Origin of the sequence: Bradyrhizobium sp. TM239, assembly GCF_036247985.1 — a bacterium.
Lineage (GTDB): Bacteria > Pseudomonadota > Alphaproteobacteria > Rhizobiales > Xanthobacteraceae > Bradyrhizobium > Bradyrhizobium ottawaense.
This window is the reverse complement of the sequence record NZ_BTIR01000023.1, coordinates 58,427-84,787: the sequence shown is the minus strand read 5'-3', so window position 1 is coordinate 84,787 and position 26,361 is coordinate 58,427. Positions and strand designations below refer to the sequence as shown.

General features: G+C 64.5%; 28 protein-coding genes, 1 tRNA gene and 1 riboswitch. Of the genes, 18 read left to right on the top strand and 11 right to left on the bottom strand.

Going from position 1 to position 26,361, the window contains the following annotated elements; genetic code table 11:
• Nucleotides 1-715: 715 nt before the first annotated feature.
• Nucleotides 716-1,108, bottom strand: a complete 393-nt coding sequence (gene apaG / locus AABA84_RS31215; RefSeq protein ID WP_026202434.1) for a Co2+/Mg2+ efflux protein ApaG — start codon at nt 1,106-1,108, stop codon at nt 716-718.
• A 179-nt stretch (nt 1,109-1,287) separates the two neighbouring features.
• Between apaG and AABA84_RS31210 the strand changes: the two genes are divergently transcribed.
• From AABA84_RS31210 to AABA84_RS31200, 3 genes are read left to right on the top strand one after another with little or no spacing between them, the layout of a single operon-like run.
• Complete coding sequence (locus tag AABA84_RS31210) at nt 1,288-2,598, top strand: OpgC domain-containing protein (protein WP_212244005.1); 1,311 nt, start codon at nt 1,288-1,290, stop codon at nt 2,596-2,598.
• Nucleotides 2,598-3,371, top strand: a complete 774-nt coding sequence (locus tag AABA84_RS31205; protein WP_212244006.1) for an SGNH/GDSL hydrolase family protein — start codon at nt 2,598-2,600, stop codon at nt 3,369-3,371. The genes AABA84_RS31210 and AABA84_RS31205 overlap by 1 nt, the downstream gene beginning before the upstream one ends.
• Before the next feature lie 12 nt (nt 3,372-3,383).
• The gene (locus tag AABA84_RS31200; protein WP_338314042.1) at nt 3,384-4,376 is read left to right on the top strand and encodes an SGNH/GDSL hydrolase family protein; all 993 of its coding nucleotides are present in this window, start codon (nt 3,384-3,386) and stop codon (nt 4,374-4,376) included.
• 106 nt (nt 4,377-4,482) lie between these two features.
• Here the strand turns inward: AABA84_RS31200 and AABA84_RS31195 are convergent, their stop codons facing one another.
• Nucleotides 4,483-5,670, bottom strand: a complete 1,188-nt coding sequence (locus AABA84_RS31195) for an O-succinylhomoserine sulfhydrylase (protein WP_212244009.1) — start codon at nt 5,668-5,670, stop codon at nt 4,483-4,485.
• A gap of 74 nt (nt 5,671-5,744) precedes the next feature.
• A riboswitch (SAM riboswitch) is annotated at nt 5,745-5,824 on the bottom strand.
• Nucleotides 5,825-5,961: 137 nt separating this feature from the next.
• Here AABA84_RS31195 and AABA84_RS31190 point away from each other — a divergent pair.
• Complete coding sequence (locus tag AABA84_RS31190; RefSeq protein ID WP_338314041.1) at nt 5,962-7,143, top strand: 2'-deoxycytidine 5'-triphosphate deaminase; 1,182 nt, start codon at nt 5,962-5,964, stop codon at nt 7,141-7,143.
• A 1-nt stretch (nt 7,144) separates the two neighbouring features.
• Here AABA84_RS31190 and AABA84_RS31185 read toward each other — a convergent pair whose 3' ends face one another.
• Together AABA84_RS31185 and AABA84_RS31180 are read right to left on the bottom strand one after the other, a co-directional pair.
• Nucleotides 7,145-7,816 (bottom strand): Fic family protein, encoded by a 672-nt coding sequence (locus AABA84_RS31185; protein ID WP_338314040.1) that lies wholly within the window; start codon nt 7,814-7,816, stop codon nt 7,145-7,147.
• Nucleotides 7,817-8,008, bottom strand: coding sequence for a hypothetical protein (locus AABA84_RS31180; RefSeq protein WP_338314039.1), 192 nt, complete (start codon nt 8,006-8,008; stop codon nt 7,817-7,819). It lies immediately after the preceding gene.
• A 203-nt stretch (nt 8,009-8,211) separates the two neighbouring features.
• Between AABA84_RS31180 and AABA84_RS31175 the strand changes: the two genes are divergently transcribed.
• The 4 genes from AABA84_RS31175 to AABA84_RS31160 all read left to right on the top strand — a co-directional run bounded on the left by AABA84_RS31175 (nt 8,212) and on the right by AABA84_RS31160 (nt 12,610).
• Complete coding sequence (locus AABA84_RS31175; RefSeq protein WP_338314038.1) at nt 8,212-9,312, top strand: 2'-deoxycytidine 5'-triphosphate deaminase; 1,101 nt, start codon at nt 8,212-8,214, stop codon at nt 9,310-9,312.
• 109 nt (nt 9,313-9,421) lie between these two features.
• On the top strand, nt 9,422-9,838 hold the full coding sequence (locus tag AABA84_RS31170; RefSeq protein WP_338305931.1) for a PAS domain S-box protein: 417 nt from the start codon (nt 9,422-9,424) through the stop codon (nt 9,836-9,838).
• A 107-nt stretch (nt 9,839-9,945) separates the two neighbouring features.
• A complete protein-coding gene (locus AABA84_RS31165) occupies nt 9,946-10,998 on the top strand; it encodes a hypothetical protein (RefSeq protein ID WP_338314037.1) in 1,053 nt (350 codons plus the stop codon).
• Between the two features lie 166 nt (nt 10,999-11,164).
• The gene (locus tag AABA84_RS31160) at nt 11,165-12,610 is read left to right on the top strand and encodes an MATE family efflux transporter (protein WP_338314036.1); all 1,446 of its coding nucleotides are present in this window, start codon (nt 11,165-11,167) and stop codon (nt 12,608-12,610) included.
• A 97-nt stretch (nt 12,611-12,707) separates the two neighbouring features.
• On the opposite strand, the gene AABA84_RS31155 is transcribed toward AABA84_RS31160, so the two are convergent.
• The 6 genes from AABA84_RS31155 to AABA84_RS31130 form a co-directional block, all read right to left on the bottom strand.
• A complete protein-coding gene (locus AABA84_RS31155; protein ID WP_338314035.1) occupies nt 12,708-13,199 on the bottom strand; it encodes a hypothetical protein in 492 nt (163 codons plus the stop codon).
• Between the two features lie 129 nt (nt 13,200-13,328).
• Nucleotides 13,329-13,730, bottom strand: coding sequence for an SRPBCC family protein (locus AABA84_RS31150; protein WP_212244018.1), 402 nt, complete (start codon nt 13,728-13,730; stop codon nt 13,329-13,331).
• A gap of 168 nt (nt 13,731-13,898) precedes the next feature.
• On the bottom strand, nt 13,899-14,258 hold the full coding sequence (locus tag AABA84_RS31145) for a VOC family protein (RefSeq protein WP_212244019.1): 360 nt from the start codon (nt 14,256-14,258) through the stop codon (nt 13,899-13,901).
• A gap of 104 nt (nt 14,259-14,362) precedes the next feature.
• Nucleotides 14,363-14,722: a hypothetical protein gene (locus tag AABA84_RS31140; RefSeq protein WP_338314034.1), complete on the bottom strand. Its 360-nt coding sequence runs from the start codon at nt 14,720-14,722 to the stop codon at nt 14,363-14,365.
• A gap of 130 nt (nt 14,723-14,852) precedes the next feature.
• Nucleotides 14,853-15,692 (bottom strand): helix-turn-helix transcriptional regulator, encoded by an 840-nt coding sequence (locus AABA84_RS31135; protein ID WP_338305922.1) that lies wholly within the window; start codon nt 15,690-15,692, stop codon nt 14,853-14,855.
• Nucleotides 15,693-15,702: 10 nt separating this feature from the next.
• Nucleotides 15,703-16,281 carry a methylated-DNA--[protein]-cysteine S-methyltransferase gene (locus tag AABA84_RS31130; RefSeq protein WP_338305921.1) on the bottom strand — a complete coding sequence of 193 codons (579 nt, stop codon included), beginning with the start codon at nt 16,279-16,281 and terminating at the stop codon, nt 15,703-15,705.
• Between the two features lie 173 nt (nt 16,282-16,454).
• On the opposite strand from AABA84_RS31130, the gene AABA84_RS31125 reads away from it, so the two are divergent.
• The 3 genes from AABA84_RS31125 (at nt 16,455) to AABA84_RS31115 (ending at nt 17,604) form a co-directional block, all read left to right on the top strand.
• Nucleotides 16,455-16,528, top strand: a tRNA-Gly gene (locus tag AABA84_RS31125).
• Between the two features lie 49 nt (nt 16,529-16,577).
• On the top strand, nt 16,578-16,796 hold the full coding sequence (locus AABA84_RS31120; protein WP_338314033.1) for a hypothetical protein: 219 nt from the start codon (nt 16,578-16,580) through the stop codon (nt 16,794-16,796).
• Nucleotides 16,797-17,022: 226 nt separating this feature from the next.
• Entirely contained in the window at nt 17,023-17,604 is a 582-nt protein-coding gene (locus AABA84_RS31115) for a helix-turn-helix domain-containing protein (RefSeq protein WP_338314032.1), read from the top strand.
• A 46-nt stretch (nt 17,605-17,650) separates the two neighbouring features.
• On the opposite strand, the gene AABA84_RS31110 is transcribed toward AABA84_RS31115, so the two are convergent.
• Entirely contained in the window at nt 17,651-18,307 is a 657-nt protein-coding gene (locus AABA84_RS31110) for an iron-containing redox enzyme family protein (RefSeq protein WP_338314031.1), read from the bottom strand.
• 213 nt (nt 18,308-18,520) lie between these two features.
• Here AABA84_RS31110 and AABA84_RS31105 point away from each other — a divergent pair, with 213 nt between their 5' ends.
• The 7 genes from AABA84_RS31105 (at nt 18,521) to AABA84_RS31075 (ending at nt 26,359) form a co-directional block, all read left to right on the top strand.
• Entirely contained in the window at nt 18,521-19,561 is a 1,041-nt protein-coding gene (locus AABA84_RS31105; protein ID WP_338314030.1) for a LacI family DNA-binding transcriptional regulator, read from the top strand.
• A gap of 76 nt (nt 19,562-19,637) precedes the next feature.
• Entirely contained in the window at nt 19,638-21,092 is a 1,455-nt protein-coding gene (xylB, locus tag AABA84_RS31100) for a xylulokinase (RefSeq protein ID WP_212244034.1), read from the top strand.
• Nucleotides 21,093-22,415, top strand: coding sequence for a xylose isomerase (gene xylA, locus AABA84_RS31095; RefSeq protein ID WP_338314029.1), 1,323 nt, complete (start codon nt 21,093-21,095; stop codon nt 22,413-22,415).
• 12 nt (nt 22,416-22,427) lie between these two features.
• Nucleotides 22,428-23,186: an ATP-binding cassette domain-containing protein gene (locus tag AABA84_RS31090; RefSeq protein WP_212244037.1), complete on the top strand. Its 759-nt coding sequence runs from the start codon at nt 22,428-22,430 to the stop codon at nt 23,184-23,186.
• Nucleotides 23,186-24,268, top strand: a complete 1,083-nt coding sequence (locus AABA84_RS31085) for an ABC transporter permease (protein ID WP_338314028.1) — start codon at nt 23,186-23,188, stop codon at nt 24,266-24,268. Before AABA84_RS31090 ends, AABA84_RS31085 begins: the two co-directional genes overlap by 1 nt.
• Before the next feature lie 94 nt (nt 24,269-24,362).
• Nucleotides 24,363-25,295: a sugar-binding protein gene (locus AABA84_RS31080; protein WP_212244041.1), complete on the top strand. Its 933-nt coding sequence runs from the start codon at nt 24,363-24,365 to the stop codon at nt 25,293-25,295.
• An 86-nt stretch (nt 25,296-25,381) separates the two neighbouring features.
• A complete protein-coding gene (locus tag AABA84_RS31075) occupies nt 25,382-26,359 on the top strand; it encodes an aldo/keto reductase (RefSeq protein WP_212244043.1) in 978 nt (325 codons plus the stop codon).
• Nucleotides 26,360-26,361: the final 2 nt, after the last annotated feature.

Sequence of the window (26,361 nt, the reverse complement as noted above, 5' to 3'; positions counted from 1 at the left end):
CATCCCGGCTCACCAAGAGGGGCGATCATGTGTCGTCACGCATCGCGAGCCGGGCTTGCGGTGGACGCGGCAGCGTCGGCACGAGAGGCGCGGGCAGGGCGGGTAGTCCCTGTGAGCCCGAGGCTTCGTGCAGACGACGGCGCTGTTCAGTTCGTCTCGCCACATTCTTTCGGCAACGTCGACAAGGCCGGGAGATAATGTGGTGACCAGCGAACGCGCGTACGGCAAAACCGTGTGGTCCTGGCCGTCGTTGCTACGGTCAAGCCTTTCGAAGATGCGCGCGAGCCCAACCGGGCAGACGGCATCGTCAATTCGAACGGCGAGGGAGGCCAGAGGGAACTCGGCTCCCGGGAGAGCACGGCATAAGCCGTCCGACCATCGCGCAGGGAAGGCCGAGTGATCGGCACCACCTGTATGCTGCTGTGCGGTTCTTTTTGCGCGTGCTTTCGCGCAGCGGACCGCGGGTGCGAGCCGGCACCCGGTCTTCCCTGCGCCCTCTTGGCTTTAGAGGGCGAGCGATGAAGCAAAGCTCGGGCGAATTGAGCCGCGAGGCTGCGATGGCGTGTCTGCAGCCATACACTCGGTGTCATCGCCCGGCTTTGACCGGGCGATCCAGTACTCCGAGACGGCGGTGATTGAACCGATAAGCCACGGCGTACTGGATTCCCCGCCTTCGCGGGGAATGACAGCGCGTCCGGGACACGAGAGCGAGGCCTTAATTCAACACCCGCTTGTTGTCCGGGCTATCCAGCGAAAACGCGGGAACGTCGATCTCGAAGCGCTCGCCGCTTTCGGTGACCATCTGGTAGCGGCCGGTCATGAAGCCGGAGGCGGTGGAGAGCGGAACGCCCGAGGTGTATTCGAAGCGCTCGCCGGGGGCCAGGATCGGCTGCTCGCCGACCACGCCCTCGCCCTTGACCTCCTGCTGGCGGCCGGAGGCATCGGTGATGATCCAGTGCCGCGTCTTGAGCTGCACGGTCTCCTCGCCCGAATTGACGATGACGATGGTGTAGGACCAGAAGTAGCGGGAACGGTCGGCCGACGACTGCTCCGGAACAAAGTTCGGCTCGACGGTCACTTCGATCTGGCGGGTCACGGCGCGGTACATGGTTGCTATCATACCGAAATCCGGCGCTGGAACCAAACGCCGGAGGCGGCTTTGGCGACATCGTCCCGCCAGAATTCGAGGGGAATGACACCCGGACGTGATCCGGCCGCTTTGCGAGACGACGACCGGACCGGTACACTCCTCAACGTCGCGATTTGCCGAAGGGTTTTTAGGCCCCGATGACCATTGCCGACCAAGTGACGGGATCGACGATCGCGGGAACCGCCAACCCTGCTGACGTCAAGCCCGCTGACGTCAGGCCTGCAGACAGCATGGCTGTGGACAGCAGGCCCGCGGGGGCGACGCCGCGCGCGAGGGCGCCGGCCATCACGCTGCCTGCCATCGGCGAGCGCGAGCTCCGGCTCGACCTGTTCCGCGGGCTGGCGCTGTGGCTGATCTTCATCGACCATCTGCCGCCGAGTCTGCTGACCTGGTTCACGATCCGCAATTACGGCTTCAGCGACGCCACCGAGATCTTCATCTTCATCTCCGGCTACACCGCCGCCTTCGTCTATGGAAGGGCGATGCTGGAGAGCGGCGTCGTCATCGCCACCGCGCGCATCCTGCGCCGGGTCTGGCAGATCTACGTCGCCCACGTCTTCCTGTTCACGATCTTCCTCGCCGAAATCTCCTACGTCGCGACCCGGTTCGAGAACCCGCTCTACACCGAAGAGATGGGGATCATGGATTTCCTCAAGCAGCCCGACGTCACCATCGTGCAGGCGCTGCTGCTGCGTTTCCGCCCCGTCAACATGGACGTGCTGCCGCTCTACATCGTGCTGATGCTGGCGCTGCCGCTGATCCTGTGGTCGATGAAATGGCGCCCCGACGTCACGCTCGGCCTCTCGGTCGTGCTCTACGCGGTCACCTGGGAATACGATCTCTACTTCTCCGCCTATCCGAACGGATTCTGGGCGTTCAATCCGCTGGCCTGGCAATTGCTGTTCGTCTTCGGGGCATGGTGCGCGCTCGGCGGTGCGCGGCGCATGTCGCGTATCCTGGCTTCGCCGGTGACGATGTGGATCTCGATCGCCTATCTCGCCGCGGCGTTCTACGTGACGCTGACCTGGTACGTGCCGCAGCTCTCCCAATTCATGCCGAAGCGGGTCGAGCAGTGGATGTATCCGATCGACAAGACCGACCTCGACGTGCTGCGCTTCACGCATTTCCTGGCGCTGGCCGCGCTCACCGTGCGCTTCCTCCCCCGGGATTGGCCGGGCTTGAAATCGCGCTGGTTGCGACCATTGATTCTATGTGGCCAGCATTCTCTCGAGATCTTCTGCCTCGGCGTCTTCCTGGCCTTCGCCGGGCATTTCATTCTCGCCGAAGTCTCCGGCGGCGCAGCCATGCATGCGCTGATTAGTCTCTCCGGGGTCCTGATCATGTGGGGCGTGGCCTGGGTGATTTCGTGGTACAAGCGCGTGGCTGACAAGAGCGGTGCGAAAACCAAAAACGCCGTCGGCAACGCCGATCTGGCGGGAGGGGGCTGATGAAGGCGAAGGTTCTCCTGAGCCTGGTCCTGCTATGCGGTAGCCTCGCCGCGCCTGTGGCGCGCGCGGGCGATGCTGCGCCTGCCACCGCGCCCGCGGCGTGCGAATTGCCGTCTTATCTGCTTACCAGCGAAAGCCAGCTTCCCAAGGTCGCCGAGGCCGTCAAGGCCGGCAAGCCGCTCGAAATCCTGGTCATTGGCAGCCGCTCGACCACGATTCCGTCCTCGGAGGGCAGCTCCTATCCGGCGCGCATGGAAGCGATTCTGAAGGAAAAGCTGCTGCCGCCAGAAGTGGTGCACGTCTCCGTAGAAATACAGAGCAAGCGAACGGCGGAGGAGGCCGCCTCGACCTTCGTTAAGCTGATGGAAGCAAAAACGCCTACTTTGGTCGTCTGGCAGACCGGGACCGTGGATGCCATCCGATCCATCGATCCCGACGAATTCCGCAGCGCCGTTACCGAAGGTGTTATTGCGTTGCAAAAGGCAGGGGCCGACGTCGTCTTGATGAATTTGCAGTACAGCCCGCGTACCGAAACGATGATCTCGGCCCAACCATTTCTCGATAATATGCGCGTTGTGGCGCAGGAGCACGATATTCCGCTGTTCGATCGTTTCGCGATCATGCGGCAGTGGAATGATCAGGGTCAGTTCGACCTGTTCAGCCCGTCCCGCGGGCCCGAGCTGGCGAAGCAGGTTCATGATTGCCTTGGCCGGGCGTTGGCACAGTTCGTGATCGACGCAGCCCATCTGGAGCCGGTCCAGCAGCAAAATTGAGGTCTAGCGTTAATGAGTTCTCTCCGCCCTTTTTGCCTGACGGCATGGCTGGCCGCGCCTGCAGCAGCAGTGCTGTTGTCGCTGGCGCCGGCCGCGCAGTCCCATGCGCAGACGCAAGCCGCACAGGCGACGCCCGCACCCGCGCAGTCAGTTGATCCGGCGCCCGCCTCGCCCGCACAGACCAATGTCGCCGCAACCTCTCCCGAGCAGCGCGGCATCGCCGCGCGCGCCATCGACAAGGTGAAGCAGGTCGCCAAATCCGCCGGCGACGTGTTCAACCGCGTGCCCTGCCTGCCGCCGAAGGGCGGTGCGAAGGCGATGGGCTCGCTGCCGCATGTCGCGGGCAAGCTCGTCGCCGGCAAGCCCGTCCTCATCGTCGCGTTCGGCTCGTCGTCGACCGCGGGGTTCGGCGCCAGCTCGCCGGAATTCAATTATCCCAATCGCCTCGCCGCGCAGCTGCACCGGCACTATCCGACCGCCGACATCACCGTCGTCAATGCTGGCGTCGGCGGCGAGGATGCGCCCGAGATGATGAAGCGCCTCCAGACCGAGGTGATCGACGTGCATCCGGATCTCGTGATCTGGCAGGTCGGCACCAACGCGGTGCTGCGCAACCTCGATCCCGGCGACACCGCAAAGCTGGTCGAGGACGGCATCAGCCGCATCCAGGCCGCCGGCGGCGCCGACATCGTGCTGGTCGATCCGCAATATTCGCCGGCCGTCAACCAGCGCGCCGAGAGCGCCGGCAAGATGGTGAAGCTGCTCGGCAAGGTCGCCGAGCTCCGTCACGTCGGCATCTTCCCGCGCTTCGAGGTGATGCGCGACTGGCACGAGAAGCAGGCTATCCCGGTCGAGAGCTTCGTCATCGCCGACGGCCTGCACATGAACGATTGGGGCTACGCCTGCTTCGCCCAGCTGCTCGGCGACGACATCATCCGCTCCGTCGGCCAGATCAAGCTGGGCGTGAACGTGCCGGGGGATGTGCGGACCTATCGGCCGATGTAGGCGCGGTGCCGTAGGGTGGGTTAGGCGAAGCCGTAACCCACCATGCTTCAGCGAATGCCAAACGAAGTTGGTGGATTACGCCTTCGGCTAATCCACCCTACAAAGCCTACGCCTTCTCCAGCGCCGCGGTCAGATCCTCGATCAGATCATCCGCATGCTCGAGCCCTGCCGAGAAGCGAATAAAACCCTCGCTGATGCCGAGCGCGGCGCGGTCTTCCGGCTTCAGACGCTGATGCGTCGTGGTGGCCGGATGCGTGACGAGGCTCTTGGCGTCGCCGAGATTGTTGGAGATCTTCGCCAGCTTCAGTTCGTTGAGCACGCGGAACGCCGCCTGCTTGCCGCCCTTGACCTCGAAGCCGACCAGCGTCGAGCCGCCGCGCATCTGCTTCTTCACGAGCGCCGCCTGCGGATGATCGGCGCGGCCCGGGAAAACCAGCCGCGAAATCTTCGGGTGGCTCGCCAGCACGTCGGCGATACGCGCGGCGGTCTCGGTCTGCGCGCGCACGCGCACGCCCAGCGTCTCCAGGCCCTTGAGCAGGACCCAGGCGTTGAACGGCGAGATCGACGGGCCGGTCTGGCGCATGAAATTGTGGATGTGTTCGGCGATGAAGGCTTCCGACGACAGGATGATGCCGCCGAGGCAGCGGCCCTGGCCGTCGATATGCTTGGTCGCGGAATAGACCACGACGTCGGCCCCGAGCGCGAGCGGGCTCTGCCAGATCGGCGTTGCGAACACGTTGTCGACCACGAGCCGCGCGCCGCCCTTGTGCGCGATCTCGGCGATGCCGGGAATGTCGAGCACGTCGAGGGTCGGGTTGGTCGGGCTCTCCAGGAAGAACGTCTTGGTGTTCGGCCTCACGGCGCGCTGCCATTGGTCGAGATCGAGGCCGTCGACCAGCGTGGTCTCGATGCCGTAGCGCGGCAAGAGGTCCTGCACGACGTAGAGGCACGAGCCGAACAGGGCGCGGGAGGCCACCACGTGGTCGCCGGCCTTGAGCGGCGCCAGGATCGCGGTCGTCACCGCGGCCATGCCGGTCGCCGCCGAGCGCGCGGCCTCGGCGCCTTCGAGCTCGATCATGCGGCGCTCGAACATCGCGATGGTGGGATTGGAGTAGCGCGAATAGATGAAGCCCGGATCCTCGCCCTTGAACCGCGCCTCGCACTGCTCCGCGGTGTCGTAGACGTAGCCTTGCGTCAAAAACAGCGCCTCCGACGTCTCGCCATATTGCGAGCGCAGGGTGCCGGAATGGACCAGGCGGGTTTCGGGACGGTAGTTGGTGGTCGACTTCGACATAGGTACCTCCGACATGACCGTCTTGTCGAAAACGGTCACAAAAAAACCGGCCTGGATATCTCCACGGGCCGGGATCACAGAGGTCCCCGGCCTGTTTAGCGACTTATTTAACGTGGCTGCAAGCCGGCCGGCTCAAATCACCACGGGATAAGGTTCCTATAGCTCTGTTGATGACCTGTTGACAAGTGGTTTGCAACAAATGGGAACTGGGTAAAACGTCGAATTGGGTTGCTCAAAAATCGCGACGCACATACACCTTGGCTCTCACCTGCATCTCCCCGGGGAAGAACCATGGTCGCTCTGCCGCTGGCATCCGATAATAGAGAAGAATTGCTTCCGCTTGATATCCCTGAAGACAATCTTTCGTTGACTGCCGGCATCTTGCCAGCTCAGTGGATTAAGAGGCTTTTTGATCGGGACCAGATTGGTGGGAAGCCGCTTGCTGAGGGACAAATTCAGCCGGCGAGTTTGGACCTTCGTCTCGGGAAGATCGCTTATAAGATCCATGCAAGCTTTCTTCCCGGTACCAACTCCTCTGTTCAGAAGAGAGTTGAGCAGCTGACCTCTTACGAGCTCGATCTGTCCACGCCGCAGGTGCTGACACGTGGCTCGGTCTATCTCGTCGAGATTGAGGAGCAGCTGAATTTGAGCAACTCATTGTCGGCGGTGGCTAACCCAAAGAGTTCGACCGGCCGGTTGGACGTCTTCACGCGCGTAATCGCAGACCGAAGCGACGCGTTCGATGTCATACCAGCAGGATACAAGGGGAAACTATGGGCCGAGGTGTCGCCCCGGACTTTTGATGTGATGGTTCGTCAAGGGACGCGCCTCAGTCAAATTCGCTTTCGGCGCCGCACATCGAGTCAGCATGTTCACTCGACGTCACGTCTCGACGACACTCAGCTGGAAGCTCTTCACGCTCGGTCCCGTGTTACGGACGAGAAGCCGATCATAAGGCAAGGACTGAATCTCCGCGTAAATCTCAAGCGGGATAACGGATCGAATATAATTGCTTACCGAGCCAAGCGTTACACCAATTTCATTGATATGGACAAAGTCGGCGCTTATCGAGTGGACGATTATTGGGATGCTATTGAGCCGAATGCAGCAGGCAACTTGTTGCTGAGTCCGGGTGAATTTTATATTTTGGCATCGAAGGAAAAGCTGCACATTCCCAATGACCATGCAGCGGAGATGGTGGCCATCGACCCCATCATGGGTGAATTCCGTGTGCACTACGCGGGCTTTTTTGATCCCGGATTTGGCATGACGTCTAGTGACGGGCCTGGCAGCAAGGCCGTCCTAGAGGTTAGGACTTATGATATCCCATTCTTTCTGGAGGATGGCCAAACTATCGGGCGTTTGGAGTTCGAGCGTCTCACAGACAAGCCCACGGCGGACTACGGCGCAGCCATCTCTTCAAACTACCAGGGGCAAAGACTTAAGCTTTCAAAGCACTTTATTCAGCGATAGTTCAGGGTGCGTGCCCGCTCGTCGCAGGCAGCGAAGCGGCGGGCGCGGCTGCGGCCGATGATTGAGCCGTGGCGGACTGCAGTTGTTCGTTGACGAGCTTCGAGACGAGCGCGTGTAGTACGCTCAGGTCTAGATTGCCTTGTGCAAACGAGTCATGTCCTAGCTGAAGTGCGTCACAATATTGCTGTCTATTCTGGCGGATAAGATCGGGAAGTATCTTTGTGCCCGGTAATAATCCGCCAGCTGCGATACAAAGCACAAAATAACAAGTTGCTCGCGCAGTCCTACCGTTCCCATTGATGAATGGGTGAATGTTATTAATCCGCCACAGTACATAAGTGGCCAGGGCGATGGGGTCCGTGGTCTGGTCCCAACTGCGATTGACGGTGTTGACAAAGTCGTCCATCAGCGCCTGAACACGATAGTGAGCAGGCGGTGCGTATTGCCCCACGCTCACCGGGCAGGGGCGATATTCACCTGCGTAAGCATGAAGGCAAGTTATGGCGTGAAAGTTGAAAGCCTTAACAAGTTGCTGAGAAAGAAAGGGCTTCCCCATATCTAGGGAAGCCTGAACAATTGAGCGCAAAAAGTCGTACTGTCTGTTGCCGTTAGAAATCTCCAGAGCTTTGTATACAGGGTGGCTCTCTGTATTAACTAGCTCATAGACAATCACTTAGGCGACCTTTCGCCCTTTCTGTTGAGCGAGGATCTCTCCTACCTCCGCACGAGTAATCTCGTTGCTGGCTTTCAAAGACCCCATGACAAAAGACAGGCGCTGCTGCTCAACCTCTTCTGGGGGCTGGGGGAGGCCCACGGCACGCTTCAAGGCGGCAAGCAGTTCTGGATCAGTCTTCAGCTCAGACATTTTGTTCCCTGACTTTCAACATAGTATACAACCTTTGAGGAGTCTTTTCAAGACTCCTGACGCGTGTAGGTTGTGTTTCTTCTCGCGCTCTGCGCGAGTGGCTAGGTTATCTGGTATGGAAAGTCTCGAAGTGGGTCAGAGTTCAGTTCCAGTGTGCCCCCCAAAGCTCGCGGGTGAACAACGGCCATTGAGAACAGAGGTAGATGTCTATCGCCAGGAATGAAAATGGCATTTTGCCGGACCGCATGATCGCGGCGATGGCCGACGCCGGCCACATCCTGCCTGCCTACGACTTCGTCGAAAGCCAAATCCAGCCGGCGAGCCTCGATTTGCGCCTCGGCGACATCGCCTATCGCGTCCGCGCCAGTTTCCTGCCCGGTCCCGGCGCCACCGTCGCCGAGCGCATCGACGAGTTGAAGCTGCACGAATTTAGCCTCGTCGACGGCGCGGTGCTGGAGACCAACTGCGTCTACATCGTGCCGCTGCTGGAAAGCCTAGCGCTGCCGCCGGAAATCGTTGCGGCCGCGAACCCGAAGAGCTCCACCGGCAGGCTCGATGTCTTCACGCGCGTGATTGCCGACGGCACCCGTCGCTTCGACATGATCGGCGCCGGCTATCACGGCCCGCTCTATGCCGAGATCAGCCCGAAGACCTTTCCGGTGCTGGTGCGCGAGGGCTCGCGCCTGTCGCAGGTGCGCTTTCGCATTGGCGATGCCATCCTCAATGCCGATGAACTCGACGCGCTGCATGCCGCCGAGCGTCTCGTCGATGTCGACGATGCCGATCTCTCCGGCGGCGTCGCCGTCTCCGTCGATCTCTCCGGCGAGAAGAGGTCTGGCTTTGTTGGCTACCGCGCCAAGCGCCATACCGGGGTTATCGACGTCGATCGCCGCTCGGGCTACGCGATGGAAGATTTCTGGGAGCCGATCTCGGCGCGGCCCGACGGCAGCCTGATCCTCGATCCCGGCGAGTTCTACATCCTGGCGTCGAAGGAAGCCGTGCTGGTGCCGCCCGACTACGCCGCCAAAATGGTGCCGTTCGATCCGCTGGTCGGCGAATTCCGCGTGCACTATGCCGGATTCTTCGATCCCGGCTTCGGCTATGCCGGCGCGGGCGGGCTAGGATCGCGTGCCGTGCTCGAAGTGCGTTCGCGCGAAGTGCCGTTCATCCTCGAGCACGGCCAGATCGTCGGCCGCCTCGTCTACGAGAAGATGCTGGCCCGTCCCGACGCGATGTACGGCCAACGCATCGGCTCGAACTATCAGGCCCAGGGCCTCAAACTATCGAAGCATTTTCGGGTGTAGCCCGATCCTGTAGCCCGGATGGAGCGCAAGCGTAATCCGGGGCAGTCTCACTCGTGGCACGATCCCGGATTACGCTCCGCTCCATCCGGGCTACATGCGAGGTGACGACATGAGCAACCCATCCGAACTCGACGCAAAGATCGCCGAAGACGTCGCGGATGCGCTGATCTATTCGGACCGCTCCGGCACGATCATGCGGTGGAACCGTGCAGCGACGGCCCTGTTCGGCTTCTCCGCGGCGGAGGCGCTGGGCCAGAATCTCGATCTGATCATTCCCGAGCATCTGCGTGCCGCGCACTGGAAGGGTTTCGAGGCCGCACTCGCGAGCGGCAGCATGAAGCTTGCAGGCAGGCCGACGCTGACCCGCGCGCTGCACAAGAGCGGGCGCAAGCTCTACATCGAGATGACCTTTGCGCTGGTGCGGGATTCCGGCGACAACGTTCTGGGATCGGTCGCGATGGCGCGCGATGTCACCGAACGGGTCGAGCGAGAGCGCGCGGCCAAGGCGCCGCCGCAAACTTCGTGATGCGGAATTGGTCGGCGATCGCGCAGGGCGCCCTGCATGGGCGTCATGTTGCTTGCCGAAAGCTGCGGTGACACACTCGATCGCAACAACGATCGGGAGCGAAACGCATGACCGCCGCAGCGGATGCCGCGCAGCAAGCCCAATGGAAGCGCTGGCGTGCGGTCGCCGACCTCTATCACGCCTATTTCACCGGCCTCATCCTCACCGTCGTCACGCGGCGCGGACCTGCGGATGCCGCCGAGTTCGTCTTCCGCGTATTCCGCCGCCAGCAGCAGGAGCGCTTCCTGCCCGGGCTCAGGAAGCTCGGGATCGATCATCTGCCGCCGGCGGTGGCGGCCGCGCAATATCACTATCTCTCCAACTGGATCGGCGGCGTGCACGTCGAATACATGTATGAGAGCGATGCCAAGGCCTGGATCCGCTATCCGCCGCCACGCTGGATCTGGAAGGGCACCGCGATCTGCGGCGTGCCGGGCGAGGTCTCGCGCGCCATGCTGCGGGGATGGCACGCCAATAACGGTGTCGCGCTCGGCGATCTCAGGCTCGGCTTCGTCTGCACCAAGCAGAGCGTCGACGGGCAGGACGGGCTGGAAGGCTACTATCACCAGTACGACCATCCGCTCGAGCTCGACCAGCGCCTCGTGTTCGCGCGCCACCTCGAAGCGCCATTGTTCGACGCCAACACCGCACCGGCTCTGCCGGTCGCAAGCTGGCCGAAGCCGCGCCTGGAAAAAGCCTATCGCAACTACGCGATGGAATATGTGCGCACCGCCGCACCCGTGATGGTGCAGCTGTTCGGTCCGGAAGACACCGGCTATCTGCTGCATCTCACCGGCAAGCTGATCGGGATGCAATATTTCGATGACGTCGCGGCCGCGCTGGCGATGAGCCGCGGCGGGGCAAGCGAATTCGCGTCGTTCCTGGGCGCGCTGTTTGCGGCGCAGGATGACACGGCCGAGACCTCGCAATCCGAAGGCACGTTCGAAATCCGCCAGCAGAGCTGGAAGCTGATGGACGACGTCGCCGACTATCACCCCGCCTGCGCCAGGGTGCTGGAGGGGTTGTTCGAAGGCCTGGCTGCGGGATGCGGGCGGCACATCGGCGTGCACATGAGCCCCGCCGCTGGCGGCCGCCCGCCGTTGGTCTGGACGATCGAATAGCCTTCATCCGTTGAAATGCGCTGCCGCAGGGCACGCCTGCAGCTAGCGCAGGAGGAATCGCTGCGGGCCGTGCTAACAAGCCTCTCGCCGCGCCTTCTGCGCGAAGAAAATAATGGCACACCTACGCATTGCCGCGCCGAAATGGCGCTCGTGCCCCGGAGAGGACATGTCCGACATCGCCGAAATCCCGGTCGATGAGCAAGAGCGTCCGCTGCCGCCGCCCCCGCGGCCGCTGCGAAGCGCGCTGACGGACGGGCCGATCCTGCGCACGCTGCTCTCCCTCGCCTGGCCCAACGTGATCGCGCTCTCGGCCGGCACCTGTACGGTGATCGCGGAGACCTCCTATATCGGCCGGCTCGGCGTCGAGGCGCTGGCGGCGATGGCGCTGGTGTTTCCGACCGTCATCCTGACCATGACGATGTCGGGCGGCGCCATGGGCGGGGCGGTGGCGTCCGCCATTGCCCGCGCGCTTGGCGCCGGCGATCGCGAGCGCGCCGCCACGCTCGCCGTGCATGCGATCCTCATCGGCATCAGCTTCGGCCTCGTCTTCATGCTGGGCATGCTGATCTTCGGGCCAAAGGTGCTGGAAATGCTCGGCGGCCGCGGCGATGTGCTGACCCATGCGGTCGCCTACACGCAGGTGTTTTTCGGCGGCGCCGTGCTGCCCTGGCTGCTCAACACCATGGCCGGCGTGCTGCGCGGCACCGGCAACATGAAGCTGCCGTCGTTCCTGATCCTCAACTCCGCGGCCTGGCAGATCGTGCTCGGCGGCACGCTCGGCCTCGGGATCGGGCCGGTGCCGCAGCTCGGCATGCGCGGCGTCGCGGCCGGCGCGCTGATCGCCTATTCCATGAACATTGGCATCATGGGCTGGTACCTGTTCTCCGGTCGCGCCCGGGTTACACCGAAGCTGCGCGGCCTGCGGATCCAATGGGCGATGTTTTTCGACATCCTGAAGGTCGGCGCCATCGCCTGCTTCTCGCCGCTGCAATCGGTGCTGACGATCTCGATCTTCACCCACATGCTGGCGAAGTTCGGCACCGCGATCCTCGCCGGCTACGGCATCGGCGCGCGGCTCGAATTCCTGCTGACCTCGATCGCATTTTCGTTCGGCATCGCCTGTGTGCCAATGGTGGGGATGGCGATCGGCGCAGGCAACATTGCGCGCGCCCGGCGCGTCGCCTGGATCGCCGGTGCATCCGCATTCGTGGCCGTCGGCGCGCCGGCCTGCGTCGTTGCGATGTTCCCCGATCTCTGGATCAACATCTTCACGGACAGCGCAGCCGTGCGCGCGGCGAGCCATCAATATCTCTCGACGGTCGGACCGTTCTACGCGTTTTTCGGCATTGCCACGACGATGTATTTCTCCTCGCAAGGCGCGGCCAAGGTGATCGGGCCGGTGCTGGCGCAGACGGCGCGGCTGATCTACATCTCGGCGGCCGGCTGGTGGCTGTCGACCCACGGGGCGACCGCGCAGAGCTTCTTCTGGCTGGCCGCGAGCTCGATGGTCGTGCTCGGCCTGCTCTCCTTCTCCAGCGTGGTGCTGACGCGCTGGGGACCGCGCGCGAACAAGGCTGCGATCAGGCCGGCGCTATCGGGCGCTGCCGACTAAAGCGCGATGAGATTGGGTCGAATCGTCATCGCGCTTCGGGTTGTCGTTTGAGCATGATCTCTTCGGAAAACCGCTGCGCACTTTTCCGGATCATGCTCTAGCGATGCCTGTGGCGGCGATGACTGCTACCGCCGCCGACATTGGCGAGCCGCATCAATTGCGGAATCATCGCCATCATGTCGCCGCCGCCGGAGCCGCCGAGCATGCCCATGATGTCGCCGCCACCAACGCCGCCATAACCGGCCGGCATGGTGCCGCCCCCTGTCGGGGTGTAGCCGCCGTAATTGGGTGCGCCAAAACCGCCGCCGAGATGGCCACCGAGGCCGCCGCCCATCATGCCACCAAGCCCTCCGCCGCCATTCTCCATCATGCGGCTCATCATCGGGCCCATGGTCTGCATCATCATGGCGAAGCGGCGCTTGCCCATCTTCGCCTTCATCATCTCCAGCATCGGGGCCATCTGGGTCATCATGTCCTCGCCGCCGGCACCTGCGCCGCCGAGGAACTGCGCCTTCGCCGGCGAGCTCGCGACGGAAAACAGCAGCAGCACGGCGGCCGCCTGGCAGATCACCTTGTCAGCACCTCTCATGGCATGCTCCTCGCGTGCGTGGCACCGCCGGGAGCGCGGAGCCGACCGGACGCACGCCGCGATGATTACGGCTGGCGAGGGCGGAGCTCTGTGAGAAAACTCACGGAACGGCAAAGCGTGGACCGCGGCTCACGCCGCAGCGGGTGGGAACGCCTTATGTATCGCAACGACGGCCTCTTTGGTCTGTCCCTGGACATAGGCTGCAAGCTCGTTCGGCAGCATGTCGATGATCCACACCAAACGGCTTCTCCGCTCGCCGTCGGCGAGCACCTGCACCGAGGCGCTGTAATGCTTCAGCCGCTCGTTGCTGATGGCATAGACGAGGCGCTGCCGCGCGTCGTCGCAATCGACCAGCACCTCGCGTGCCACCGAGCCGTTGGCAAAGGTGACGATACGCGCATCGCCGTCGAGCGTGCAGGCAGTGACGAAGCCGGGCGCCAGCCGCTCATGCAGCGCGCCGAAGTCGCGCACGGCGTCCCAGACGTCGCGCGCCGGCGCATTGAGGGGGATGTCGTTGTGGATGGAGGCCATGGAGTTTCCTCAAAAACAGTTTTGTAGGGTGGACAAAAGGCGAGTAGCGCCGTGCCAACCATTTGGATTGACGCGAGCAGTCGGTGGGCACGCTTCCGCCTTCGCTCTTCGAGCTACGGCGGACAAGTCGCTTTGCCCACCCTACGAGATCTCGCTGGCGGCTAAAGCTCACGCACAAACCGCCTCGACATTGTTGCCATCAGGGTCGATCAGGAACGCCGCGTAATAGGTCGGGCTGTAATCCTTGCGCGGCCCGGCGCCGCCATTGTCGCGACCGCCGCTCTTGAGGCCTTCGTTGTGGAACGTCTTGACCGCGTCATGATTTCCGGCGCGGAACGCAATGTGCACGCCGTCGGCCTTGCGTCCCTTGTTCAGGTGCAGCCACAGCGCCGGCTCGCCCTTCGGCCCGAAGCCGGCATAGCCGTCGCCGCTGGAGCACAGGACGTAACCGAGCGGCGCCAGCACCGCCGTGTAGAAGCGCGTGGCGGCGTCGAGATCGGCAACGCGAAGCCCGATGTGGTCGTACATGGTCGTCTCCATTTGCAAAGCGCGCCGCAAATGGCGCGCGCCGGAGACGACCCTAGTCGGGACGAGGCGGGCGGCTCTTGGAGAATCTTGCGCTTGGCACCCGGCTAGTTCGCCGGCGCCTCCGACTGCCACCGGATCACCCGTTTCAGGTGATAGACGTGAACCCACATGTTCGTTCCGATCACGCTGACCGTGGCGACGGTCAGGGCCGTGAGCTTCTGCGGGTCGTGAAGGGCGAGAATGAGCAGGAACGCGGACAGGGCCGCCGTGACGGCGAAGCTGAACCAGAGCCCGATGAGACGTGGGGCAAACCAGGCCGGCTGGCCGTCGGTGCCCCACTGCATCGGAATCCTGTGCGAGGTGATCCGGCGGCCATAATAGACGGCGCAGCCGGCGATGAAAGCGAGGCCGACGGCAAGCGCAACCAATGTGGCCGCAATCACGTCATTCGGGGCACTGTTCATCTGCCGGGTCGCCGCACTGAAAGAGCGTTGATTCGCTCTTTGGTTGTAATATCGCGCGGCGTGCCGTAAGCCCAGCGCGTCGCGCCCGTCTGGTCAACAGACTATTACCCGCCCCCGCAGCCGACCTGTCTCAGTTGAGGACGAGGCGTTCGGCGAAGATGCTGCGCTCTCCCTTCGAGGCCTGGCGGAATTTGGTCGGCGATACGCCGGCGGCACGGTGGAAGGTGCGGACGAAATTGGAGAGGTCGCCGAAGCCGACGTCATAGGCGACATCGGTGACTGCGATGTCGTCATCGGTGAGCAGCCGCGCTGCGTGCCGGAGCCGCGAGCGCACCAGATATTGATGCGGGGTGACGCCGAGCACGCTCGAGAACAGCCGCAGGAAATGGAACGGGCTGAGGCCCGCCTGCTTTGCCGCCTGTTCGAGATCGAGCTCGGCATGCGAATTGTCGTCGATCCACAGCGCGGCCTCGACGGCGCGGCGGCGGTCGCGCGCGGTGGGTGTCGCCGGCTTGCGCGCCCTGCCGGACACAACATCAATGAAGCGGCCGGCCAGGATCTGGCCGACCTCGTCGAGGCCGATGTCGCTGTTGCCATCTGCCGCCGTCTGGGCGAGCTCGCCCAGCACCATCAATTCGGGCAGCGGCGGCGTGGCGCCGACCTGCCAGACCTCGCGTCGTCCCCCGAGGGCGTCGACCATGTCCTCGCCGAAGAAGAAGCCCAGGCAGACGTCGCCGCTGACATGCTCATGCGTGCAGGTGTATTCCTCGCCCGGCGCGCCGACCAGCATCGAGCCCGCCACCAGCTCGAAGAAACCGGCGCGGCAATGGCAGCCAAAGCTGCCCGAGCGCACATAGGCGATGGAATGCCCGGTGCGGCATTCGGCAAATGGCGTATCGCCCGGTCCCGCGTCGCAGCGGAACTCGGAGACGGTCATCGATTGTGACGTCAGCAGCGTGGTCGCGTCCATGCCGCCTTATCTAGGTGGACGGCCTTGGTGGGGCAACGGGCAGCAGCACCTCGAACAGCGTCTTGCTGGCGACGGGATGGGCGCCTTCGAGCGCCAGCAGACGCCGCTTGGAGATCACCCCGCCGTAAGGCGAGAGCCGGTCGGTGTAATTGCCGGCCTCCAACATCCGGTGGCAGGGCACGATCAGCATGTAGGGATTCTTGGCGATCGCCTGTGCGACCGAATGCGCCGCGCCTGAAGCGCCCAGCGCCTTGGCGACCTCGTGATAGGTCCGCGTCTCCCCGCGCGGAATCGAGCAGGCGAACTCATAGACGCGCCGATTGAAGCCGGGCACGCCGCCGGCATCCAGGCTGACCTCGGAAAAATCGGGATCGTTGCCCTGCAGCAGGCTCACGATGCCCTCTATCGCAAGCTCGGCATTGTCGGAGGGGCGCTGCTCGCGCGCCTCGGGATGGACTGCAAAAATGCGGCGGCGGGTGTCGATCTCCCGCGCCCCCGGCAATTGCACGGCCACCACGCCGGTGTCGCTCCAGATGATGCCGCAGCGCCCGATCGCCGTGTCGAATATCGAATAGCCACGCCCCACCATGCACACGCCCCACTCAGTGCACGTCTCTCCCCAGACATCCGATCATAACACCGCCACAATCCGACGCACCTGGAATCTTGCCAAGACGTTAATAACCGGCCGGCTGGCTGCGCCAAACCGCTTGGCGGGAGGCGCCGTCTCGGCTAATCAGGACGGGCGTGAGCAGCGCATCCGCGGGCGTAGTTCAATGGTAGAACGGCAGCTTCCCAAGCTGCATACGAGGGTTCGATTCCCTTCGCCCGCTCCAAGTTTTCGGCCGGCCAGTCTGCGGAATGTGAATGTGGTAGGCTGAAGCCATGGTCAGGACGCTCGAACAAGCCCTTGCGCAAATTTCCCGGTTGCCGGCCGCCGATCAGGAAGAGATCGGCCGGAAATTGCTTTCGCATGTCGAGAAGCTCAACGCCCTGCGGTCGGAAATAGACCGCGGCATCCATTCGCTCGATGCAGGCAAGGGCGAGACCCTGAATATGGAAGAGTCTCTGCGCGAAAAGAATTCACTGCGTGGTGGCGCGTAAGCTTCCGGTCATTGGTCGCTGGAAGTGCTCGCCGATATTGATCAGCTTCGGGACTACTACGCTGCTGCGGCTTGTCCATCGAGCCGGAGTATTCCCAGCGAGTGGCCGCCGGCGAAGATTCTAATATGTTAGCCTCTCGCTCTCGGCATGCATACCCCGCCCGCTCTAAGCTCCCTCCCGCCCCGTGGATGCGGTCCCTACACCGGGCAACGTTCGGATGAAAGCCATGGACCAGCAGAAACTCGACCGCGCGGTCGGTCGCCGCCTGAAGACGCTGCGGACACAGGCGGGCATGACGTTGAACGAGCTGGCCGCGCGCTCCGGCGTCAGCCGCGCCATGATCGGGCGGGTGGAGCGGGCGCAGAGCAGTGCGACGGCGGCGCTGCTCGGCAGGCTTTGCGCGGCGCTGGACGTGTCGCTGAGCGATGTCGTCGCGCTGGCCGAGAAGCCGCCGGAGCGGCTGGTGCGGCTTGCCGACCAGCCGCATTGGCGCGATCCCGACAGCGGCTATCGCCGCCGGCACGCCTCGCCGACGGATGCGGCGAGCGGGATCGAGATCATCGTCGTCGATCTGCCGGCCGGTGCGCGGGTGCCGTACAGCCCCTGGGGCCGCAACGCCTTCACCCAGCAGCTCTTGATGCTGGAGGGCGCGATCGCCGTGCACATCGACGCCAAGGCGGTGCGCCTGCGCGAAGGCGACTGCCTGGATTTCGACGTGATGCGCGCCGTGATCTTCGAGAACGAAACCAGGCAGGACGCGCGCTACGTCATCATCACGCGGCGCGGCGCCTCCTACGGGAAGCTGTGAGATCAGGGCAGACCTGTCATGGCCTGTCGACAAGTCCGGTCAACGCTCAGGCCAGTTGCGGGAGCGGTTGGACCCGTTCGCCGGCCCAGGAGCTGAGCATCTGATGATAGAGCGTTGCGGACTGCCACAACACGCGTTGATACAGCCTGCCTTTGTCCGAATCCCTGGCGACATCGCCGCAAATATCCAGCCCCATCGACAGATGGTGCGCATCGACGTCCGTGTGGGTCCTCCAGTAGCGTCCGCTCAGAATCCTGAGTCGGTCCAGCACCGGTATCACGGCTGAATAGAAGTCCAGCGCAACGCCCTCGCTGAGCAGGTTCAGGGCGACGACCTGCACATCGTGCGGATCGCGCATCGCGCTGCGCCAGCAATATGAGATCGCGCTCATCGTTTCGATCGTCGGCGGCACATCGCCGGGCTCGGTGTCGCGCAAAAATCCGTGCTCGGTCATCCAGGCCACGAGCTGATCGGGATGGTCGGCTTCCTCCATGGCGTGTTCGGCGAAGACGGGCTGATAACGCCTGTCCTGACACAGCGCGGACCGCAGACAAAGCGCCTGGGTGAATTCGCGCGACTGGTGGACGAGCTGGTGAACCCATTGCAAATCGTTTGGCAGCGTCGCGCCGGCAACTTGTCTGAAGAAGGGACCTTCCCGGAGCTGTGACCGGTACTGCTCGGAAATATCAAGCAACCAATTCATAAGGCTCTCTCTCATGATCTTGCCGCGAACGCCCGTTGTGGCGCCGTCGGTGAACGGCAACCATAGGCAAGGCGGCCGGACCGCGCGTCCTGCGTTCGAGCGAGACGCCGATGGCGAGCTGATGGCTGTATCTGCAATCGGAAATTGAGTTGCGGCTGCGATGGTCCTCAAAATGAGTTGCGTACCTCAAAACACCTCTGCTAACCTTCAGCGATGGCCGATACCCTCGCCGCGACCGCGCTGACGCTGAAGGACATCGCCCGCGAGGCGGGCGTCAGCCTGGCGACGGTCGATCGCGTGCTGCACAATCGCCCGGGGGTGCGGCCGGACACGGTGCGGCGCGTCAAGGCGGCGATCGAGCGCAACGCGTTCCAGCCGCACGTTGCCGCCGCCGAGCTCGCCCGCGGCCGCGCCCGCCGCTTTGCCTTCGTGATGCCGTCGGGGCCGAACCCGTTCATGCAGCAGATCGAGGCCTATCTCGGCGAGATGTCGGCCTGGCTCTCGGTCCGCCGCCTCAATGTCGAGATGGTCGCGACCGACGTGTTCGATCCCTCCGTGCTTGCGGCCTCACTGGAGGCGCTGTCGGGCGATTACGACGGCGTCGCCGTGGTGGCGCTGGATCATCCGGGCGTCCGCGCCGCGATCAACGATCTCGTCGATGCCGGCACCAAGGTGGTGACGCTGGTGTCGGACGTGCCGTCGTCGCGCCGCCACCATTATGTCGGCATCGACAACATTGCCGCCGGGCGCACCGCCGGCGCGCTGGTCGGGCGGCTGGCCGGCCAAAGGTCCGGCAAGGTCGCGATCGTCGCGGGCTCGCAGGGCCTGCGCGACCATGCCGAGCGCATCTTCGGCTTCAACCAGGTGATGGCGTCGGAATTCCCCGGGCTCAACGTGCTGCCGGTGCTGGAAGGGCGCGACCAGGACGATCGTTCGGAGCAGGTGCTGGCGCGGCTATTGGGCAAGCATGCCGACATTGTCGGCCTTTATAACGTCGGTGCCGGCACGCAAGGCGTCGCCAAAGCGTTGAGCGATGCCGGCCGCGACGAGGTGGTGTTCGTCGGTCATGACGTCACCGTGCTGACGCGCCGGCTGCTGCTGCAGGGCGTGATGGATGCCGCGATCTCGCAGAACCCCGGACATGAAGCGCGCGCCGCCGTGCGCGTGCTGCTCGCGCTCGCCCGCGGCGAGCCGATCCTGCGCGAACAGGAGAAGATCAGGATCGACATCGTGATGCGGGACAATCTGCCTTAGCGGCAGATGAATATGGAACGGCCTGGCGGGAAGGCGACGCAAGCTCGCGCACCGCAATGGGCAATGGGAGGACGATTTGTATCTCGGACTGGACATCGGCACCTCCGGTGTGAAAGCGGTGCTCGTGAGCGAAGCCGGCGCGATCCTCGCGACGGCGGCGCGCGAGCTTGCGCTGTCGCACCCGGCGCCGCTGTGGTCCGAGCAGGACCCCGATTCCTGGGTCGATGCAGTCATCGGCGCGGTCGACGATCTCGCCGCCCGCCATCCGCGCGAGGTGGCGCGGGTCCGCGGCATCGGCCTGTCGGGCCAGATGCATGGCGCGACGCTGCTCGACGAGAACGGACGGCCGCTGCGTCCGGCGATCCTCTGGAACGACGGGCGCTCCCAGGCCGAATGCGCCGTGCTGGAGCAGCGTTGCCCCTCGCTGCACGCGATGGCCGGCAATCTGGCGATGCCCGGTTTCACCGCCCCGAAGCTGTTGTGGGTCGCGCGGCATGAGCCAAAAATCTTCGCGCGCGTCGCAAAGGTGCTGCTGCCGAAGGCCTATGTGCGCTATCGCCTGACCGGCGAGTTGATTGAGGACATGTCCGATGCGGCCGGCACGCTGTGGCTCGATGTCGGTCTGCGCCGCTGGTCGCCCCTGTTGCTGCATGCCACCGGGCTCGATCTGCACCACATGCCGCGCCTCGTCGAGGGCAGCGCGGTGAGCGCAGTGCTCGCGCCGGAATTCACCCGGCGCTGGGGCATGGCGAAAGATGTCGTGGTCGCGGGGGGCGCCGGCGATAACGCCGCGAGCGCGATCGGGCTCGGCGCGATCGCGCCGGGCGATGCGTTCCTGTCGCTGGGAACGTCAGGCGTGGTGTTCCGTGTCACCGACCGGTTCGCGCCGGCGCCTGAAACGGCGGTGCATGCGTTCTGCCACGCGCTGCCCGGCCTCTGGCACCAGATGGGCGTGATGCTCTCGGCAGCGGCCTCGCTGGCCTGGCTCGCCGGTGTGATGGAGACGCCGGCCGCAGCGCTGCTGGCGCCGCTCGGCGAGAGCGTCGACGGGCCGAGCCCGATCAAATTCCTGCCCTATCTCGACGGCGAGCGCACGCCGCACAACGATGCCGCCGCGAGCGGCGCCTTCGTCGGCCTGCGCGGTGCGACCGGGCGGACGCAGATCGTGCAGGCCGTGCTCGAAGGCGTGGCCTTTGCCGCGCGCGACAATCTGGCGGCGCTGAGTGCGGCGAGCGGGCCTGTTGCCGAGCTCGATCTCGTCGGCGGCGGCTCGCGCTCGCCGCTGTGGGCGCAGATCTGCGCCGATGTGCTCGGCATTCCCGTTCACCGCGTCGAGGAAGGCGAGGTGGGGGCGGCCCTCGGCGCCGCGCGGCTCGGCCGGCTCGCTGCCACCGGCGAAGATCCTGCGGACGTCTGCACCCGCCCGCGGCGGCTCGCGAGCTTCACGCCCCGCGCATCCGTCACTGAGGCCTATGACGAGGCCTATCGGCGATGGCGCGCGCTTTATCCCGCATTGAAGGAGACCCCTTAAGTGAACGCGTCAGCCAAATTCTTCGATGCAACTGCACCCGTCGCCTTCGCCGGCAAGGAGGCGGGACAGGCGCCCGCGTTCCGCTGGTACGACAAGGACCGCCTCGTGCATGGCCGCAGGCTGGAGGATCATCTGCGCTTTGCGGTCTGCTATTGGCATTCGTTCTGCTGGCCGGGCGGCGATCCCTTCGGCGGCGAGACGTTCCTGAGGCCGTGGCACCAGGGCGGTGACGCGATGGCGCAGGCACGGGCCAAGGCCGACGTCGCCTTCGAGCTGTTCCGCCTGCTGGACGTGCCGTTCTTCACCTTCCACGACGTCGATGCGGCGCCGGAAGGCAGCTCGCTCGCCGAATCCGTCGCGAATCTCAACGCGATCGCCGATCTGTTCGAAGCGAAGATGGCATCAGCTAAGGTCCGCCTGCTCTGGGGCACCGCCAATCTGTTCACGCATCGCCGCTACATGGCGGGCGCGGCGACCAATCCCGACCCGGAGATCTTCACCTATGCGGCAGGCCAGGTCCGCGCCGCGCTGGAGGTGACGCACCGGCTCGGCGGCCAGAATTACGTGCTGTGGGGCGGGCGCGAGGGCTATGAGACGCTGCTCAACACCGATCTCAAGCGCGAGCTCGACCAGCTCGGCCGCTTCATCTCGCTTGTCGTCGAGCACAAGCACAGAATAGGCTTCAAGGGGCCGATCCTGATCGAGCCGAAGCCCAAGGAGCCGACCAAGCATCAATATGATTTCGACGTCGCCACCTGCTACGGCTTCCTTGCGCGCTACGACCTCTTGAAAGACGTCAAGCTCAACATCGAGCAGAACCACGCGATCCTCGCTGGCCACTCCTTCCACCATGAGGTCGCGCTCGCCGAGACGCTCGGCGTGTTCGGGTCGCTCGACGTCAACCGCGGCGACGATCTGCTCGGCTGGGATACCGACCAGTTCGCGATGAACGTCCCGGAGCTCGCCTTGGTGTTTCACGAGATCCTGAACCGCGGCGGCTTCACCACGGGCGGGCTCAATTTCGACGCCAAGATCCGGCGGCAGTCGATCGATCCGGACGATCTGATCCACGCCCATGTCGGCTCGATGGACGCCTGCGCGCGCGCGTTCCTCGCCGCCGCCGACATGGTCGATGCCGGCGCCCTCACGGCGCCGCTCACCGAGCGTTACCAGGGATGGGCCGGCCCCGAGGGCCGCGCCATTCTCGGCGGCCAGCGCTCGCTCGCCGATCTCGCCGACCATGCGCTTCGTCCCGGCTTCGACCCGCAGCCGCGCTCGGGCCGGCAGGAATATCTGGAATCCCTGGTCAACCGCTACGTCTGAGGAAGGCCGCTGATGACAAAGGCTGACGCGACACCGGTCCTCGAGCTGACCGGTATCGGCAAGGAGTTCGGCGCGATCCGCGCGCTGCACGGCGTCGACATGCAGGTCATGCCGGGCGAGGTGGTCGGCCTGATGGGCGACAACGGCGCCGGCAAGTCGACGCTGGTCAAGATCATCGCCGGCAATTTCCGCCCCAGCCATGGCGAGATCCGCTTTGCCGGCAACGCGGTCCATTTCAGCCGGCCGGTCGATGCCCGCGCGGTCGGCATCGAGGTCGTCTACCAGGACCTCGCGCTATCGGACAATCTCACGGCGGCGGCCAACGTGTTCCTCGGCCGCGAGCTGAAGCGCAAATTCGGACCCATCGCATTGCTCGACCACAAGGCGATGGCGGCGCGCGCGCTGGAATTGTTCGGCGAGCTGCGCTCGGAGACGCGCCCCGACGATCTCGTCAAGCAGATGTCGGGCGGCCAGCGCCAGGCGGTCGCGATCGCGCGGACGCGGCTCTCCAATGCCCGGCTGGTGATGATGGACGAGCCCACCGCCGCGATCTCGGTGCGCCAGGTCGAGCAGGTGCTCGGCCTGATCCACCGGCTCAAGGAGCAGGGTGTCGCGGTGATGCTGATCTCGCACCGCATGCCCGACGTGTTCGCGGTGTGCGACCGCGTCATCGTCATGCGCCGCGGCGAGAAGCGGGCCGACAAGCCGATCCACCAGACCTCGCCAGAGGAAGTCACCGCCCTCATCACCGGCGCGAAGGAGGCGGCGTGATGGCCATGCCCATGGAATCCCCGATCAGCTTCACCAATGTCGGCCGGATCAGATGGTGGCAGCGCGGCATCTTCGCCTCGCAGACCGGCTACGTGCTGCTCGCGCTCGCGGTGCTGCTGGTGATCATGCATTTCGCCAGCCCGTATTTCTTCACCGAAGGCAACATGCAGAACGTGGCGAAGAACTTTTCGTTCATCGCCATCGCCACCCTCGGCGTCACCTTCGTGATCATCACCGGCGGCATCGATCTGTCGGTGGGATCGATGATGTGCTTCTCCGCCATGATCACCTCGATGGTGATGACCGAGCTGTCGGCGCCCGGCTCGCCCGCGGGCTCCCTGTTCGTACACATGGCGGCCGACGGCAAGACCGTAATTGCCAACGTGCCCGGCCTGATCCTGTTGATCTCGATCCTTGCTGGCCTCGGCGTCGCGCTGATCGCGGGTCTCGTCAACGGCTTCTGCATCGCCGTGCTCGGCCTGTCGCCCTTCGTGACCACGCTCGGCATGCTCTCGATTGTGCGCGGGCTCGGCTATGTCGTCTCCAACGGCCGCGGCAGCTTTCCGGGCGGGCCCGACGCCGATCGTTTCTACGCGCTCACGTCGGGCGACGTGCTCGGCGTGCCCGTGCCTTTCATCTATCTCGTGGTCCTCGCGCTGACGATGGCCGTCGTGCTGCATCACAGCGCGTTCGGTCGCCATGTCTTCGCGCTCGGCGGCAACGAGAAGGCGGCCGAATTGACCGGCATTCCGGTGGTGCGGGTGAAGATCGAGGTCTATGTGATCTGCGCGCTCGCAGCAGGCCTGCAGGGCATCATCATCTCCGGCTGGCTCGGATCGGCGCCCGCCAACATGGCGACGTCCTACGAGCTCAACGTGATCGCGGCGGCCGTGATCGGCGGCGCCAACCTCGCCGGCGGCATCGGCGGCCCGCTCGGGGCCATCGTCGGCTGCGTGCTGCTGGAGGTGATCCGCAACGGGCTCGTGCTGGCGCAGGTCTCCTCCTACTGGCAGCAGACGCTGGTGGGCGTGATCATCATCCTGGCCGTGCTGGTCGATCGCATCCGCTCGCGGATGAGCTGACGTAACGTCGCTTCGGGAAGACAAATAAAATGTTGCCTGTCCGCTTCCCGGGCGCTTTCGAGAGGATAGGCACCAAACAAGGGTGGAGGAGACAATGAGGAAATTTCTTCTTGCCGGCATCGCCGTCGCAATGATGGCAACGCCGGCGTTGGCCGCGAACTACCGCTTCGTCATCGTGCCCAAGGCGATGAACAATCCGTTCTTCGACTTCGCGCGCGACGGCTGCCTGAAGCGCGCCAAGGAGCTCGGCAATATCGAGTGCATCTACAAGGGACCGGTCGAGCATGAGCCGGCGACGCAGGCCCAGATCATCCAGGACTTCGTCACCCAGAAGGTCGACGGTCTCGCCATCTCGGTCGCCGACGTCGCGGCCATGACCAAGTCGATCGAGGCGGCGACGGCGGCCGGCATCCCCGTCATCACCTTCGATGCTGATGCGCCCGGCTCCAAGCGCATCGCCTATATCGGCACCAACAATAAGGAGTTCGGCGTCGCGCTCGGCAAGCAGCTGGTGAAGATGCGCCCCGACGGCGGCAAATACGCCATGGTCTCGGGCGGCCCCGGCGCCAAGAATCTCGCCGAGCGCGTCGACGGCGTGCGCGAGGCGCTGAAGGGCTCGAAATGGACGGAGGTCGCGGGCTCTCCGACCTTCTGCAACGACGATCCCGCACTCGCTGTCCAGCAGATGACGGACATGCGCACCGCAACGCCTGATCTCGCCGCCATCGTTCCCATCGGCGGCTGGCCGATGTTCGCGCCCGAAGGCTTCAAGGCTTTCGCCAGCAGGAACAAGAAGGACATCGATTCCGGCAAGTTCACGCTTGTCGTCGCCGATACGCTGAAGATGCAGCTCGAGCTGCTGCGCGACGGCTATGCCAATGCGCTGGTCGGCCAGCGTCCGCTCGAGATGGGCGAGAAGGCGATGGACACGCTGCTCGCCATCAAGAAAGGCGAGAAGGTGCCGGAGATCGTCTATACCGGTCTCGATCTCGTGACCAAGGACAACGTCGCGCAGATGTTGAAGTAGGAGCGCCGCCAGCCCCGCGCTCCTGCGTGCCTCTCCCGCTTGCGTTTTCCGCGAGCGGGAGAGGTGTTTTGTTGGAAGGATATGGCATGAAACGGTCGCGGCTCGGCTCGCTCGACGTCACCTCAATCGGTCTCGGTTCCGCCCCGCTCGGCGGATTGTTCAGCCCGGTCAGCGATGCCGATGCGGAAGCGACGATCGCGCGCGCCTGGTCGCTCGGGGTGCGATTCTTCGATACCGCGCCGCTCTACGGCTTCGGCCTTGCGGAACGGCGGCTTGGCGCATTCCTGCGGCAACAGAATCGCGACTCCTACGTCATCTCGACCAAGGTCGGCCGCCTGCTGCGCGCACCGGATGACGGCGCCGCCGAGGACGAGCACTACAAGGGCACGCCACGCGAGCGGCCGGTGTTCGATTTCAGCCATGACGGCGTGCTTCGCTCGGTGGAGGAGAGTCTTGCGCGCCTCGGGCTCGATCGCGTCGACGTCCTGCTGGTGCACGACCCTGATGATCATTATGACGACGCCGTCGCCGGTGCTTTCCGCGCGCTCCAGCGCCTGCGCAGCGAGGGCACGGTGAAGGCGATCGGTGCCGGCATGAACCAGTCGGAGATGCCGGTCCGCTTCGCCGAGGCCGTGCCGGTCGACTGCTTCCTGCTGGCCGGGCGCTACACGCTGCTCGACCAGGGCGCGCTGGATGCGCTGTTTCCGCTCTGCACGGCGCAGAACATCGGCATCCTGCTCGGCGGCATCTACAACAGCGGTATTCTCGCCAATCCGCATGCGGGCGCGAAGTTCAACTATCAGGACGCCGATGCTGCGCTGGTGGCGCGGGCGCTGGAGCTGGAGGCGCTCTGCCGCAAGCATCGCACCGAGCTGAAGGCCGCCGCGCTCCAGTTCTGCATGGCGCATCCGGCCGTCACGGTCGCCGTGATGGGCGCGCGCAACGCCGCGGAGGTTGCCGACAACATCGCGATGTCGGAGACGGCGGTGCCGGCGGCCTTCTGGCAGGAGCTGCATGCTCGAAACCTCGTCGATGCGCGCGCGCCGCTGCCGGGTGGGGCGTAGAC

Coding starts and splice junctions, on each gene's coding strand:
- AABA84_RS31170 (WP_338305931.1), top strand. CDS start 9,422: ATGAGCAACCCATCCGAACTCGACGCAAAGATCGCCGAAGACGTCGCG.
- AABA84_RS31135 (WP_338305922.1), bottom strand. CDS start 15,692: ATGGACGCGACCACGCTGCTGACGTCACAATCGATGACCGTCTCCGAG.
- AABA84_RS31155 (WP_338314035.1), bottom strand. CDS start 13,199: ATGAGAGGTGCTGACAAGGTGATCTGCCAGGCGGCCGCCGTGCTGCTG.
- AABA84_RS31110 (WP_338314031.1), bottom strand. CDS start 18,307: ATGAATTGGTTGCTTGATATTTCCGAGCAGTACCGGTCACAGCTCCGG.
- AABA84_RS31205 (WP_212244006.1), top strand. CDS start 2,598: ATGAAGGCGAAGGTTCTCCTGAGCCTGGTCCTGCTATGCGGTAGCCTC.
- AABA84_RS31140 (WP_338314034.1), bottom strand. CDS start 14,722: ATGAACAGTGCCCCGAATGACGTGATTGCGGCCACATTGGTTGCGCTT.
- AABA84_RS31210 (WP_212244005.1), top strand. CDS start 1,288: ATGACCATTGCCGACCAAGTGACGGGATCGACGATCGCGGGAACCGCC.
- AABA84_RS31175 (WP_338314038.1), top strand. CDS start 8,212: ATGTCTATCGCCAGGAATGAAAATGGCATTTTGCCGGACCGCATGATC.
- AABA84_RS31190 (WP_338314041.1), top strand. CDS start 5,962: ATGGTCGCTCTGCCGCTGGCATCCGATAATAGAGAAGAATTGCTTCCG.
- AABA84_RS31080 (WP_212244041.1), top strand. CDS start 24,363: ATGAGGAAATTTCTTCTTGCCGGCATCGCCGTCGCAATGATGGCAACG.
- AABA84_RS31115 (WP_338314032.1), top strand. CDS start 17,023: ATGGACCAGCAGAAACTCGACCGCGCGGTCGGTCGCCGCCTGAAGACG.
- AABA84_RS31180 (WP_338314039.1), bottom strand. CDS start 8,008: ATGTCTGAGCTGAAGACTGATCCAGAACTGCTTGCCGCCTTGAAGCGT.
- AABA84_RS31085 (WP_338314028.1), top strand. CDS start 23,186: ATGGCCATGCCCATGGAATCCCCGATCAGCTTCACCAATGTCGGCCGG.
- AABA84_RS31130 (WP_338305921.1), bottom strand. CDS start 16,281: ATGGTGGGGCGTGGCTATTCGATATTCGACACGGCGATCGGGCGCTGC.
- AABA84_RS31120 (WP_338314033.1), top strand. CDS start 16,578: ATGGTCAGGACGCTCGAACAAGCCCTTGCGCAAATTTCCCGGTTGCCG.
- AABA84_RS31075 (WP_212244043.1), top strand. CDS start 25,382: ATGAAACGGTCGCGGCTCGGCTCGCTCGACGTCACCTCAATCGGTCTC.
- AABA84_RS31165 (WP_338314037.1), top strand. CDS start 9,946: ATGACCGCCGCAGCGGATGCCGCGCAGCAAGCCCAATGGAAGCGCTGG.
- apaG (WP_026202434.1), bottom strand. CDS start 1,108: ATGTACCGCGCCGTGACCCGCCAGATCGAAGTGACCGTCGAGCCGAAC.
- AABA84_RS31195 (WP_212244009.1), bottom strand. CDS start 5,670: ATGTCGAAGTCGACCACCAACTACCGTCCCGAAACCCGCCTGGTCCAT.
- AABA84_RS31105 (WP_338314030.1), top strand. CDS start 18,521: ATGGCCGATACCCTCGCCGCGACCGCGCTGACGCTGAAGGACATCGCC.
- AABA84_RS31090 (WP_212244037.1), top strand. CDS start 22,428: ATGACAAAGGCTGACGCGACACCGGTCCTCGAGCTGACCGGTATCGGC.
- AABA84_RS31145 (WP_212244019.1), bottom strand. CDS start 14,258: ATGTACGACCACATCGGGCTTCGCGTTGCCGATCTCGACGCCGCCACG.
- AABA84_RS31160 (WP_338314036.1), top strand. CDS start 11,165: ATGTCCGACATCGCCGAAATCCCGGTCGATGAGCAAGAGCGTCCGCTG.
- AABA84_RS31150 (WP_212244018.1), bottom strand. CDS start 13,730: ATGGCCTCCATCCACAACGACATCCCCCTCAATGCGCCGGCGCGCGAC.
- AABA84_RS31200 (WP_338314042.1), top strand. CDS start 3,384: ATGAGTTCTCTCCGCCCTTTTTGCCTGACGGCATGGCTGGCCGCGCCT.